The sequence below is a fragment of the Roseibium sp. TrichSKD4 genome, assembly GCF_000148725.1.
Classification (GTDB): Bacteria; Pseudomonadota; Alphaproteobacteria; order Rhizobiales; family Stappiaceae; genus Roseibium.
The window spans coordinates 137194-149885 of the sequence record NZ_GL476314.1 but is presented as its reverse complement, the minus strand read 5'-3'; the positions used below and the strand labels follow the sequence as shown (position 1 = coordinate 149885).

The window sequence follows — 12692 nt, the reverse complement described above, 5'->3', positions numbered from 1 at the left end:
AATGGATTTGTCAGCATAGATGCTGTTCGCACAAAGAGAGGGCGCTTTTATCGCTCGTCATTCCGGCACGCAAGCAAAAACACAAACGCGTGATCGGATGGCGCAGTTCGATCCAAAAGAGCAGCGAAACCGTACCCGGTAGACACAAAATCTGGAGGTTACGATGAAGACGGCGCTCGCACGTTTCAGAACATTTTTTATCCTGATAACTGCTGTTGCAGCCACCTCCGCCAGCGTTTTTGCGTCTTCTCCGTCTGGTGCAATCCGAAGCTCTGTGCCAGATGCCCGGCTGGTAGGTGAAGGGCAGATGACCTTCCTCGGTTTTCGGATCTTTAATGCGGAGCTTTTTGCCCCCGGTGGCATCTATCAGCGCAGCAACCCCTTCGCGCTTCGGCTGACCTATTTGCGCAATTTCAAGGGGACCGCCATTTCGGATCAAACGATCAAAGAGCTAACCCGTCTTGGAGCAGGCACGCCAAACCGGCGTCAGACGTGGCGCGAGCAAATGAACCGGATTTTCCCAAATGTCTCCAAGGGACAAACCATCACGGGAATTCGCAAGAACAGCCGCACCACCGTGTTCTATTCAAATGGCAGGCGGATTGGCGAGATTTCGGACCCAGCCTTCACCGGTGCCTTCTTTGACATTTGGCTCGGCACCAACACTAAGAACCCGAAGCTGCGAGCAAGATTGGTTGGAGCCGGTTCGTGACATCTCAAGAAGGCGCGCTTCACGACAAGGCCCGGCAAGTAACGGCATCAGAGCTGCAGTGGCGCTCCCTTTCTGCGTATGGCTTCATGGCTTTTCCATTGGCCTTTGCGGGCTTGCCGCTTTATCTGCACGTTCCGGATTTCTATGCAACAACACTGGCCGTTCCCTTGTCTGCACTCGGTCTGGTTCTCTTGGCTTTACGTGTCATCGATGCACTTCAGGACCCGCTGATTGGTAGTTTGAGTGACGCATATTCCGAAAATCGGGGAGCTATCCTTTTGAGCGGTATGATCCTGCTCGGCAGCGGTTTCTGGATGGTGTTTCACCCACTTGCAGCAGCCCCCCTACTGTGGTTCGCCTTTTCCATTTTTCTTTGCACCACCGGTTTTTCGGTCGTTGCCATTAACCTGCAGGCATTGGGCGGATTATGGACAACACATCAAAGCAACCGGACCCGCATAACCGGGGTACGTGAAGCCTTTGGACTGTTGGGTTTGCTATGCGCAGCGATTACACCGAGTCTGCTCGGACATACGATTGATCCGGCCACATCGTTTCATCTGCTTGCATCGCTATTTCTCCCTTTGCTGGCGCTCGGCGGTTTGCTGTTGATGCTATGGCTAAAGACAGCTCCGCTCATGAGCGCGACCCAGAAGTCCGAAAAATCTATCAACTGGGCCACTCTTCTCAACACCCCGTGGCGACGGCAATTCTTTGCGCTCAATCTGCTCAACACTTTTGCCAGTGCGATTCCCGCTGTTCTGGTCCTTTTCTTCATTCGTGACCGATTGGGCGTAGAAAGCCTGACAGGCTTGTTCCTATTGCTCTATTTCTTGTCCGGAGCTCTTTCCATGGTGATCTGGGACAAGTTCGCGACACGTTATGGAAAAATAACAGCGTGGGGCAGCTCAATGGCGCTTGCTTGTGCCACTTTCATATGGGCGTCCCTGCTCGGCCCCGGCGATGGAATGGCTTATGGCATCATCTGTCTGCTCTCTGGCTTGGCGCTTGGAGCGGATCTCGCCATCCCCCCGGCAATTTTGGCGGATCATATCGCGGGCTCTCGGCAGCAGGCTGATACATCGCGGTTGTTCTCCGTCCTCACTTTCATTTCCAAATCAGCTCTGGCATTGGCAACAGGTGTCGCCCTTCCGTTCCTTGGCTTGTTTGGGTACCAACCCGGAACGATTGCCACCGGCGAGACCGCTGTGGCGTTGAGTCTTGCTTACGCAGGCGGGCCGTGCCTGCTCAAAGCTGCAGCGTTTGTTTGGGTTCTAAGAGCACGCCAAACGCTTGAAACGCGCTGACAGATCATGAGACGATCTCTTTGCCCCGGGACAAACTAACGGAGTGCCCGCTTCCCATGTCAGTGCGCCCACCTCGTACTTTCGAGAAAGATACACAAGACCCGCTCAGCGCGGCGCTTGAGCAGGACATACTCTCTGAGAAGATAGGGACACTCACCCGGCTAAACAAAAAGCTGGAGCTGGCATTGGAAAAACTGACCGTGAGCGAACACGAAACAGCAGAGGTCCAACAGGTACGGCTTGCCGAAGCAGGTGAAGCGCTCTGGCATGTGTTGATCCAGCGGGAGATGTGCGGGTTCATGAAGCACAACACATTCCTGAACCAAATGAACGTGCCAAGTATCGTTCGCCTGAACGCTGGCCCTATGCGGACAAAGAGGTGATTCCGTTCTTACTTACTCAAAAGACGACATGGCACTTTGCCCAGTGGCAAATGTTTGTGCATCTGCTGCCCAAACGGAAGAAGCATTCTTGCAATTCATCCGTGTTCGTGATGTGTAATGCGCATTGAAACTATAGACGTCGCCTGTTGATTTCGGGCAAATTCGGCGGGGGGCCGACCAAGCGACGTTAGCGCACAGGACCATTGGATCGAAAGCATGTGTCGTTTGAAAGTATTATGCCCAAACCTATCAAACAGCCGGATCATTTGGCGGACTATCCGAAATACTAGCTTAGCAGTATTGGCTCTCGCTCTGCTGCTGGGAATCGAAGGCCCTGCATCTCTCGGCTTTGCCGAAAGCGCCAATGCTGCAAGCGCTCGGGAAGTGCCTGAGGGGAACAGATACCGTTCCCAACCGCGTATTCCGTCCGCATCTGCACGAAGAACAGCCGCCAGCAACTCAACCTATGACGCAAAGTTCAAGAAGGTCGTCTCTGTTCTTAAACGCGACCGCCGCCTTCTCGGGTCGATCAAGCGTGTTTCCAAGCGATATAAAATAGATCCAATCCACATGATCGGTGCGATCGTTGGAGAACATACCTACAATTATGACAGCCTGGACAGCGCTCAGTCCTATTACGTTAAGGCGCTCACCTATGCCGGCATTGATCTCAGCTTTGAGCATGACGGTGAGCATGTCGAAGAATTCGTCAAACGGGAACAGTTTGACCGTTGCCGAAAAAAGGGCAAATCAACATCCAGCGACAGCCTGTGGTCATGCTATGAGCGCATCTGGAACGGCCAATTTAAGGGCCACCGCGTTGACGGTGTTCGGTATCCCAAAACCAATTTCAACGAAACGTTCTTCCAGCCCCTTTTTGCCGGACAGAGCTTCGGCCTCGGCCAACTCAGCCCCTTGACTGTATTGAAGATGTCCGACCGTGTTGCCCGCCAAAGCGGCAAGCGCAGGCTGGATGTAACGGATGCGGCAGACGTCTATCGTGCCACCATGGACCCGAACTTGTCGTTGCATTACATGGCAGCTGTCATCCAGGACGCGATTGAAGCGTACAAAAAGGTGGCGAAAGTGGACATTTCCACGAACCCGGGCCTGACAGCAACGCTTTACAACCTCGGTAGCCCGTGGTCGCGAGCTGCCAAATTCAGGCGCAGTGGCCGCCAGTGGCCTCGCGAAAACTATTATGGCTGGCTGGTCAATGATCGCCTGGACGAACTTGAGGCCCTGCTCTAGGACCTCGCAGTTTCTGTTATTTAAAGAACGGATTGGTCTGGCGCTCATGGCCAATCGTTGACGCTTCGCCGTGGCCGGGGAGAAATGAGACATCATCTCCGAGTGGCAGCATTTTTTCCTTGATGGAACGGATCAGCGTATCGTGGTCACCAAGTGGGAGATCGGTCCGACCGATGGAACCGGCAAACAGGACATCCCCTGAAAAGGCAAATCGGAGATCACGGTCGAAAAACACCACATGCCCCGGCGCATGCCCCGGGCAATGCAAGACCTCAAAATTTCGCCCCGCGAACTCAACCATATCGCCTTCATCGAGCCATTCATCGGGCCGAACAGGTTTTACGTCCGGCAGGCCAAATTGCTTTGCCTGATCGGCCACTCGTTCAATGAGTGGTTCATCAGCTTTATGAGGGCCAATAACCTTGACGCCCAGCTGTGCCGCGAGATCTGCAGCACCACCGATGTGGTCAATATGGCCATGGGTCAGAATAATTTTCTCAACCTCAACGCCATATTCCTTGATGACCTTGACGATCGTTTCAACGTCCCCGCCCGGATCAACCACCGCACCCTTTTTGGTTTCAGGTGACCAAATCAAGCTGCAGTTTTGCTGAAACGGGGTCACCGGAATAACCACAATGCTCACCGGCGGTTGTTTTGGCTCAGTAGTTGCCCCGGATTTCATTTCATGGCCGGAATTCGTCAAGATTGCATTCCTCTAGTTGGTGAAGTGAAATAAATGAACAAATATGAACTGCTTATTGCAGATCAGCGACTTCACCTTCGTCACTGCATTTCGTACAAGAAGTTGAACACCTTGAACACCCATCGCGGACACACGGACATCAGAACTGGATGAAACGCTTTCGATCCAGCTTATTTCTCGCAATATGCACGATCCTGCTTGCTCATGGGTCTGGCATTGCTGGTGAGCAGCGTGAACGGCCCACATTTTCAGACTGGTCGGTTGATTGCCTGAATACCGGACTATGCCTTGGCTCCACTTATGTCCGTGAACAAGCCGCATGGCTGGATTTACGTTTGGTCCGCGACTGGCCCGCCCAAGCTGAGCCAATGATCCGCCTGACGACCAATCTGGTGCTCAAGCCAGATGGAAATATCCGTCTCTCCGTCGACGGAACGCTCATCGAAGAACTGCCGGTTGAGCAACTGCGCGAAGTTCAGTCCTCAATCACAACCCCGGACGGATTTGTGCCCATTGGCGGAGAAGGCTTCTGGTATCCGACAAGGCCGGCGACCAGAACGCTCATAAATGCCATGAAGAAGGGAAGCACCCTTTCGGTTCACCTGCCGGGCGACCCCGACGCATTTGAAGTCAAAGTCTCCTTGATAGGCCTGACCAGCTCTCTGATTTGGTTGGATGAACAACAGGATCGCAGCACTTCGCAATCGGCGCTCGCCCTCACAGGTGACGACCACGCCAAGGATGCACCCAACGCCATCAGCGTCTCCAGTCCGTCTCAACTGCCGCCAACAGTGGTGGAAAGCTGGAACAACGGTCGTTTTTGTTCCGACATTGATCCAGCGCTTTTTGCTGGGTTAGGTGCTGTTGCAGCAAGCCTCGATGGCAAATCGACCCTTTATCTTCTCCCCTGCGGAGCCCCAACGGCCTACAATGCTGCCTATATTGCGCTATTGGCCAATTCAGACGGCAAGGTACGACAGTTGGGATTTGCCCGAATGTCTGACGTCGGCCCAGTTGCAATTGATCTAGTCTACAACGCCCGTTGGTCGCCCAAAACCATGCAGCTGGAAAGTTTCTTCAAGGCATCTGGCCTAGGGGAATGTGGTCTTTGGAATCGTTGGCAATGGACGGGTACAGCGTTCGCTCTGGTCGCTGAAGCCACACGCTCTACGTGCAATGGCGAACCAGCCCCTCTGGCAACATGGGACGCTACCTGGCCTCCTCTGCAACACTCCGAATAGTTGTTTTTGACAGGATTTTCTTGCGATTCTACACATCTCGGACATATGATGGTGACGCAGCGGACTGGATAGGGATGCGGCATCCTTGTTTCAACCCAATCCTGTGGTGTTGACGAACAGCAATTTTGCTCGTTCAACGGGAGTGGCACACAAGCAATTGTGAGCATTATCAATGGGTAGAGTGCCTTTAGGGCGGCACAAAATTAAGGTGATTTACTAATGCACGATGGGGATTCGGACCGGCGTTCGCGTGGTCGGCGCGGAGGTAAGCGCGACTTCGGCGGTCCGCAAGACTTCGGCAGCGACTTTGGCGGCGATTTCGGCGGTGGTGATTATGGCGGTGGCTACGGCGACCGCGGAGACAAACGATACGGCGATCAGGGCGGCGGTTACGGTGGAGGCCGTGACGGTGGCTATGGTGGCGGACGCGATGGCGGTTACGGCGGTGGTCGTGACGGTGGCTATGGCGGCGGACGCGATGGCGGTTACGGCGGCGGTCGTGACGGCGGCTATGGTGGTGGACGCGATGGCGGTTACGGCGGCGGTCGCGATGGCGGCTATGGCGGTGGACGCGATGGCGGTTACGGCGGCGGTCGCGATGGCGGCTACGGCGGCGGTCGCGATGGCGGCTATGGCGGTTACGGCGGCGGTCGCGATGGCGGCGGTGGTCGCGATGGCGGCGGTGGTCGTGGCGGTTATGGTGGCCGCGACGGCGGCGGTGGCGGACGCGGCGGTTACGGTGGCGGCGGACGTGAGGGCGGATACGGCGGCAATCGGGAAGAAGGCGGCGGCGACCGTCCTCGTCGGTTTGGCCAAGACAGCCGCCCACCGGTTGAGCGCGGCCCACGCCAAAACGGCATCGTGAAGTTCTTCAAGTCCGATAAGGGTTTTGGCTTCATCACACCCGATGAAGGTGATGCTGACGTCTTTGTGCATATTTCCGCAGTTGAGCGCTCGGGTATGACCACATTGGACAGCGGGCAGCGGGTTTCGTTTGAAACCGAGCCAGATCGGCGCGGAAAAGGGCCCAAGGCAGTCAACCTTCAGGAACTTTCCGAAGATCAGACAGCTGAAGCAGAGACGGAATAACCCGGCACTTTGCAATTGATCACAAATCTGAAACAGCACGTGAAAAATCGCGTGCTGTTTCTTTTTTGCCCCTTCAAACTCTGCAAACCTGCCAAAATAAACTGATTGCGATTTGCGTTCTTGAACATCCAGGGCTAAGGCACTCTCGGGTCATTAAAGAGGCTCTGTTGTCCTGATCCCGACTCTGTTCCGCAAAACCTGTGAGTGTTCACCTTGTCAGACGAAATTGTCATTCGCCCCTTTGCTGCACAAGACGCTGAAACCGTTCTTGCCATTAACACGGCGGCTGTTCCGGCCACCAACCTCATCTCGCTTGATGAATTGAACGAGTTGGTCGCCTCCGCTCTTGCGTGCGTTGTGGCTTTGAAAAATGACACGCCAGTCGGTTTCATCTTATGCCTCGGTGAAGACCTCCCCTACACCAGCGCAAACTATCTTTGGATTTCAGAGCGCCGAGCCCGTTTTGCCTATATTGACAGGATCTGCGTTGCGGAGGATGCACGCGGGCACCGGATCGGTGAAAGGCTCTACCATGCCCTGTTCGACGCTTTAAATGGCACAGATCGCAGCTTCCTTTGCGAAGTCAATGAGCGCCCGTCCAACCCCGGTTCAGTCAAATTTCACAAGCGTCTGGGATTTCAGGAAATTGGCCGTCAGGACCACGGCGAAAAGGCCGTTCTCTTTTTGGAGCATCCGCCAACGACCGGTGCACAAGCATGAATTACCGCCACGCCTATCATGTCGGCAACATCGGTGACGTGCTCAAGCATGCTGTTCTGGCCCGTTTGATTGTATATCTGCAGCGCAAGGATAAGCCCTTTCGCATTCTTGATACCCATGCCGGGATAGGCCGTTACGATTTAACGTCTGAAGAAACGCAGAAAACCGGGGAGTGGCGAGAAGGCATCGCAAAAGTTCTCGCAGGACGCCCTCCGAAAGATGTTGCCGACCTTCTCAGCCCGTGGCTTGAGACAATCCGCTCGCTCAATCCGGACGGCAATCTTGTCGCTTATCCGGGGTCTCCAGCACTCAGCCGGTCGCTCTTGCGCAAAATTGATCGACTGACGCTTACCGAATTACATCCGGCCGACTTCGAGACGCTCTCTACCCTTTTTGCGGGTGACCATCAGGTCAAAACCATTCATCTGGACGGGTGGATGGCGATGGGCAGCTTCCTTCCGCCCAAGGAAAAGCGCGGCCTCGTGCTGATCGACCCGGCTTTTGAGGTGACTGACGAGTTTGACCGCATGACAAAGGCGGTCATCACAGGACATCGAATATGGGCCTCCGGAACGTTTGCCTTGTGGTACCCCTTGAAGGATCGGAAAGCCGTATCCCGTATGCACAAGGCGTTTGAAGATGCTGGCATCAAAGACGTTCTGGCGATGGAGCTGAATGTTGGACAGTCTAGTCCCGATACACCCATGCGCGGCTCGGGTATGACGATCCTCAAACCGCCTTTTGTTCTTGAAAGCGAACTCAAGACCCTGCTGCCCTGGCTTTGCGACACATTAAAACACGGCAAAGGTGCCAGCTGGCAGGTCGAACGCATTATCGCAGAATGACCCTGAGCCATTTCTTGCCCTCTTTGGCTTGACCTTTGAAAATCCGTGAAACACTCTCGGTCTTGGCAAATTCACCAAGAAAGGGTGCCATCAATGATGGGTTTCAGGTTGGCAATCGGACTGTTCGCGCTGGCCATAACAGGCACAACAGCACTCGCAGGATCGTATTCAGCAGGCGGTTATCACCTGCCGCATTGTGATGCTTCAAATGTTATGTCTGCCGTGGCTGGGTCGATGAAACGGGCGCAGCAAGCCTATCAAAACGGGCTGCACATCGCCGGGCTTTCCAACGTCAAACAAAGCCGCCTCGACGCAAACGGACCGAGCGCCGTCGCCCGACGATACTGCCGCGCACGCGCAACCCTTTCGGACGGACGCACGCGCACGGTGTATTATATGGTCGAACAAGATGCCGCATTTGTTGGCATTAGGTGGGATGTTGAAAGCTGTGTCGCAGCAGCCGACAAATGGCGTGTCTACGGCAACCACTGCAGCACTGTGCGCCCTCGCTGATCAAAATCTGTGAAGCCGGTAACGGCCGACCAAACCCCTTATAAAATCAATACATCAGGAAAGCATGATGCTCGTTCTACGCTCGTCCGCCCCCTCCCCATTTGGGCGGAAAGTTAAAATTGCTGCCTCCGTTCTCGGCCTGTCCGATCAAATCAAGATCGAAGACGCGAACACCGCAGATCCGGCAGATAGTCTGCGCGGGCAAAACCCACTTGGCAAAATACCCGCGCTTGTGCTGGAAAACGGCGACGTTCTCTATGACAGCCGCGTGATCGTTGAATATCTGGACCATCTCGCCGGTGGCGGCAAAATCCTGCCCCTCGGCGAGGCTCGGTTCCCGGTCTTGCGTCTTCAGGCCTTGGCCAACGGATTGATGGATGCCGGTATTCTGCAAGTTTATGAAAAGCGCTTCCGCCCGGAAGACAAGCGGTTCGACGATTGGCTGTCCTACCAAGCTGCCAAGGTTGAGCGTGGGTTGACCTATCTGGAAGAAAACGTGCCGCAAGCTGTTGCCAGTGAAGCCGATCTGGATGCAGGCACAATTGCCCTTGCCTGTGCACTTGGCTATCTCGACCTTCGCTTTGCCGGAGAGTGGCGCGCCAATTATCCCAATCTGGCAAGCTGGGTGGACGGTGTCGAAGCAAATGTGCCGGTATTTGCCAAGACAAAACAGCCTGCTACTCCGGTGACGGGTGATCCGGCCCCTCTTCGGTAGAACGCTCCTCAGTGGAGCACTGGCGAAGCTTCAAGTGCCTGCAAACGGCTTGCGGCGCCGCACACCATGATTGAACAAGCGGCGCCCAGAACTCACAAACCGACCGAAATCTTGCTGGACCGTCAAAAGCGCAGGCGTCAGCAAGAGAACGATGAACAGTCCAACGCCCAGGCCATAGGCCAGTGTCACCACCGTGGGCAACAGGAATTGTGCTTGCCTGCTGGTTTCAAACAAGAGTGGCAGAAGACCAAACACCGTCGTTGCGCTGGTCAACACAACAGCGCGTAAACGGTCGCAAACCCCATTGATGACTGCTTCTCTGAAGGGGCGCTTTTCTGCGTGTTCGTCAATTGCCGTGACCAACACGATGGAATCATTGATGATGATCCCTGCCATGCCAATGAACCCAACCACCGAGAACATGGAAAGCGGGATGCTATGTAAATAGTGCCCCCAAATCATACCGATGGCCCCAAACGGGATAATGATCATGATGACCAACGGGCGTGTCCACGACGCAAAGATCCAGCACAAGGTCAGATAAATACCGGCAAGACAAAGGCAAAAACCGATAGAAGCCTCAGACAGGAAGGATTTCTCCTGCTCGGCCAACCCGCCTTGCTCGCTTTGAACATCAAACTCAGCTGCCAGCTGAGGCAACAAAACATCACTAAGTGCCGTTTTCACCTGATCGGCTGCAACCGGATCATCTTCCGAAACATCACCCGTCACACGCAAGGTTCTAAGCCCGTTTTCCCGGACGATAGACGCAAATCCGTAATTGCTTTCAATGGTGACAATTTCGCTTAGAGAAACGTAAGTGCCAGCCGGACTTTTCAAGCGCGTGTCATGAATGAACAAGGCGTGGGTTTCTTCATCTGGGAGCGTCACTTTGACCGTCGCTGTTCGTCGGCCCACCGGGAATTCCGCGACTTCAATGCCCTCAAGGCGATCCCGCAACGTGCGCGCCACAGTCTCCGTTGAAAAGCCCAGCGCTTCCCCTTTGGCTGTCAGCGCCAGCGTGAGTTCCGGCTTATCAAACGCCATGGTGTCTTCCAGCGCGCTGACACCGGGCATTGCGGCCAAGGACTGCTTGAGGCTTTCAGACGCCGCCTTCAATTGCTCGGTCGTTGGTCCATAGAGGCGCACATCAATGGCATCACCGCCCGGACCTGACCGCTCACCCCGAAGAGCAAGCGTTTCCAGAAGGGGCGGCTTTTTGATTTCCTTGCGCCAATCCCCGATGAACTTGAAGGCTGAATAGGTCCGGAGATCGGGATCAATCAGCTCAATGGAGAGGCCACCAAGTTGGTCAATGTCCTTGCTGTCTGCACTCCGCAATCCCCGTCCGGCGGTGCCGCCCACAGTTGCAAGTGCAAACTTGACTGGAGCCCGGCCATAGTCCTTTGCATACCGGGCATCCACCACATACAGAGCCCGTTCCATTTCAGCGATCATGGCCTTGGTGTCAGCTCTTGTCGCACCGGGCATCATGGCAATGTTGGCGGAAATCACACTCCGCTCCGGCGCGTTAAAAAAGCGCCAGCGCACACTGCCATCAAGGAACAGGCTCAACGATAGCAAAAGCCCCATAACCGCAATGCCGAGAGCTGCATATCGGGCTGACAACAAGGCGCGAACAAACGGCCGAAACAGCGTTTCCCGAAACCAGCGAAAGCCTCGGTTAAACTGCCGGTTTGGCCAGTCAAACCAACGTTTCTTCTTACTGGCGGTCAATGCATGGCGCATATGGGCTGGCAGGATCAGGAAGGATTCTACAAGGCTGGCGACCAGCACCACTGCAACGGTGAACGGAATATCGGCGATAAGCGACCCAAATCTCCCACCGATGGCAACCAGCGCAGAAAATGCGATCAGGGTTGTTATGGACGCGCTGAAGACCGGAGCAGTCATCCGTCTTGCGGCAAGGCTGGCTGCGTCGGCCGGAGATAACCCCTGCCTTGCGAGCGAATCTGCGTGTTCCCCGACAACTATGGCATCATCCACCACAATGCCGAGACAGATGATCAAAGCAAACAGAGACACCATGTTGAGGGTGACCCCGAAGACATACATCATCCCGATGGTTGCAGCCATGGCGACCGGAATGCCGGCAGCCACCCAAAAGGCAGTTCGCGCCGATAAAAACAGGAACAAAAACCCGAGCACTAGGGCAAGGCCCCAGATGCCGTTGGTGATCAGGATATCCAGACGATCGATAATGTTCTGGGACCGGGTTTGTGTCAGTTGAACCACGACACCTTTGGGCAAAGTGTCCTGAAACGAGGCCACGACCCGTTCAACGTCCCTTTGGATACGGATTGTATCGCCTTCCGCGCTTCGGTCCACACGAACCAGAATGGCAGGCTGCCCCTTGTGATAATAGGCACGACCGGTTTCGACACCTTCGGTATCGATGGTACCAATGTCCCTGAGATAGAGCTTTTCACCTTGCCCCGGAGAGCGGATCAAAACATCGGAAAGGTCTGCCTCACTGCGGCGCGTTACGCCGGTGCGAAGACGCGCGCCACCTCCGGTCACATCACCCGCAGGGACTGTGTCAATATCCCCTTGCAGCGCATCTGCAATCTCGCGCAAAGAGATATCGTGGCGAATGAGGTCTGCTTCTTCGACATTCACACGCAGAACCGGATCAGCTGTGCCCTGAATGCTGACCCTTGTAATGCCCTGCTGAAACAGGCGACTTTGCAGGTCTTCCGCAAACTGGGAAAGCTGATCAATGGAAACCGGTCCGAACAAAACGATATTTGTGACACGATCCCGATAGACCGTTCGCGTAACCGTTGGTTCTTCAATCCCTTCCGGCAGCGATGAGCGCACCTGATCAACGGCAGCTTTCACCTCATCGGTCGCCTGCCCCATGTCCCAGCCATCTTCGAACTCAAGATCAATGGATGCCCGTCCTTCACGCGCCACCGCACTCGCCTCTTCCACTCCATTGATGGCAAAAAGGCGTGCGCCCAGAACTTCCGTGACCGCGCGGTCCATATCCTCTGGCCCCGCTCCCGGCCAAGAGACGTTGACGCTCACACGCTCAATCACAAAATCAGGGAAATACTGCGTCCGAATTTGAGTGCTTGCAGCAATGCCCGCCAACAGCATAACGGCCAGCAGAAGATTAGCCGCTGTCCGATGGCGGACCATGTAATCAAGGAAGGAAGCAAAACGAGGACCGCCGGGGGAGCGCAT

12 protein-coding genes are annotated in these 12692 nt (G+C 55.0%); 10 read left to right on the top strand and 2 right to left on the bottom strand.

From position 1 onward, the window contains the following. Positions 1-163 precede the first annotated feature (163 nt). The 4 genes from TRICHSKD4_RS12765 to TRICHSKD4_RS12750 all read left to right on the top strand — a co-directional run bounded on the left by TRICHSKD4_RS12765 (position 164) and on the right by TRICHSKD4_RS12750 (position 3653). Entirely contained in the window at positions 164-712 is a 549-nt protein-coding gene (locus tag TRICHSKD4_RS12765; protein ID WP_009759434.1) for a chalcone isomerase family protein, read from the top strand. Next, positions 709-2019, top strand: coding sequence for an MFS transporter (locus TRICHSKD4_RS12760; protein WP_009759433.1), 1311 nt, complete (start codon positions 709-711; stop codon positions 2017-2019). The genes TRICHSKD4_RS12765 and TRICHSKD4_RS12760 overlap by 4 nt, the downstream gene beginning before the upstream one ends. Positions 2020-2075: 56 nt before the next feature. Next, positions 2076-2402, top strand: coding sequence for a DUF6665 family protein (locus TRICHSKD4_RS12755; protein ID WP_009759432.1), 327 nt, complete (start codon positions 2076-2078; stop codon positions 2400-2402). 300 nt (positions 2403-2702) lie between these two features. Beyond that, complete coding sequence (locus tag TRICHSKD4_RS12750) at positions 2703-3653, top strand: DUF1402 family protein (RefSeq protein ID WP_009759430.1); 951 nt, start codon at positions 2703-2705, stop codon at positions 3651-3653. 16 nt (positions 3654-3669) lie between these two features. On the opposite strand, the gene TRICHSKD4_RS12745 is transcribed toward TRICHSKD4_RS12750, so the two are convergent. Continuing rightward, positions 3670-4338, bottom strand: coding sequence for an MBL fold metallo-hydrolase (locus TRICHSKD4_RS12745; RefSeq protein ID WP_050763419.1), 669 nt, complete (start codon positions 4336-4338; stop codon positions 3670-3672). 170 nt (positions 4339-4508) lie between these two features. Here TRICHSKD4_RS12745 and TRICHSKD4_RS12740 point away from each other — a divergent pair, with 170 nt between their 5' ends. From TRICHSKD4_RS12740 to TRICHSKD4_RS12715, 6 genes are all read left to right on the top strand, one after another. Further along, entirely contained in the window at positions 4509-5600 is a 1092-nt protein-coding gene (locus tag TRICHSKD4_RS12740; RefSeq protein WP_009759427.1) for a DUF1176 domain-containing protein, read from the top strand. Between the two features lie 219 nt (positions 5601-5819). Then, positions 5820-6689, top strand: coding sequence for a cold-shock protein (locus TRICHSKD4_RS32100; RefSeq protein WP_009759426.1), 870 nt, complete (start codon positions 5820-5822; stop codon positions 6687-6689). 204 nt (positions 6690-6893) lie between these two features. Beyond that, complete coding sequence (locus tag TRICHSKD4_RS12730) at positions 6894-7409, top strand: GNAT family N-acetyltransferase (RefSeq protein ID WP_009759424.1); 516 nt, start codon at positions 6894-6896, stop codon at positions 7407-7409. Further along, complete coding sequence (locus tag TRICHSKD4_RS12725) at positions 7406-8254, top strand: 23S rRNA (adenine(2030)-N(6))-methyltransferase RlmJ (protein WP_009759423.1); 849 nt, start codon at positions 7406-7408, stop codon at positions 8252-8254. Before TRICHSKD4_RS12730 ends, TRICHSKD4_RS12725 begins: the two co-directional genes overlap by 4 nt. Positions 8255-8347: 93 nt before the next feature. Continuing rightward, positions 8348-8767 carry a hypothetical protein gene (locus TRICHSKD4_RS12720; protein ID WP_009759422.1) on the top strand — a complete coding sequence of 140 codons (420 nt, stop codon included), beginning with the start codon at positions 8348-8350 and terminating at the stop codon, positions 8765-8767. A 67-nt stretch (positions 8768-8834) separates the two neighbouring features. Next, a complete protein-coding gene (locus TRICHSKD4_RS12715) occupies positions 8835-9482 on the top strand; it encodes a glutathione S-transferase family protein (RefSeq protein ID WP_009759421.1) in 648 nt (215 codons plus the stop codon). A 30-nt stretch (positions 9483-9512) separates the two neighbouring features. On the opposite strand, the gene TRICHSKD4_RS12710 is transcribed toward TRICHSKD4_RS12715, so the two are convergent. After that, complete coding sequence (locus tag TRICHSKD4_RS12710; protein ID WP_009759420.1) at positions 9513-12692, bottom strand: efflux RND transporter permease subunit; 3180 nt, start codon at positions 12690-12692, stop codon at positions 9513-9515.

Bases quoted from the DNA above. Each gene is read 5' to 3' on its own strand.
- TRICHSKD4_RS12755 (WP_009759432.1), top strand. From the start codon at position 2,076: ATGTCAGTGCGCCCACCTCGTACTTTCGAGAAAGATACACAAGACCCG.
- TRICHSKD4_RS32100 (WP_009759426.1), top strand. From the start codon at position 5,820: ATGCACGATGGGGATTCGGACCGGCGTTCGCGTGGTCGGCGCGGAGGT.
- TRICHSKD4_RS12740 (WP_009759427.1), top strand. From the start codon at position 4,509: ATGAAACGCTTTCGATCCAGCTTATTTCTCGCAATATGCACGATCCTG.
- TRICHSKD4_RS12710 (WP_009759420.1), bottom strand. From the start codon at position 12,692: ATGCGCTCCCCCGGCGGTCCTCGTTTTGCTTCCTTCCTTGATTACATG.
- TRICHSKD4_RS12725 (WP_009759423.1), top strand. From the start codon at position 7,406: ATGAATTACCGCCACGCCTATCATGTCGGCAACATCGGTGACGTGCTC.
- TRICHSKD4_RS12745 (WP_050763419.1), bottom strand. From the start codon at position 4,338: ATGAAATCCGGGGCAACTACTGAGCCAAAACAACCGCCGGTGAGCATT.
- TRICHSKD4_RS12720 (WP_009759422.1), top strand. From the start codon at position 8,348: ATGATGGGTTTCAGGTTGGCAATCGGACTGTTCGCGCTGGCCATAACA.
- TRICHSKD4_RS12715 (WP_009759421.1), top strand. From the start codon at position 8,835: ATGCTCGTTCTACGCTCGTCCGCCCCCTCCCCATTTGGGCGGAAAGTT.
- TRICHSKD4_RS12765 (WP_009759434.1), top strand. From the start codon at position 164: ATGAAGACGGCGCTCGCACGTTTCAGAACATTTTTTATCCTGATAACT.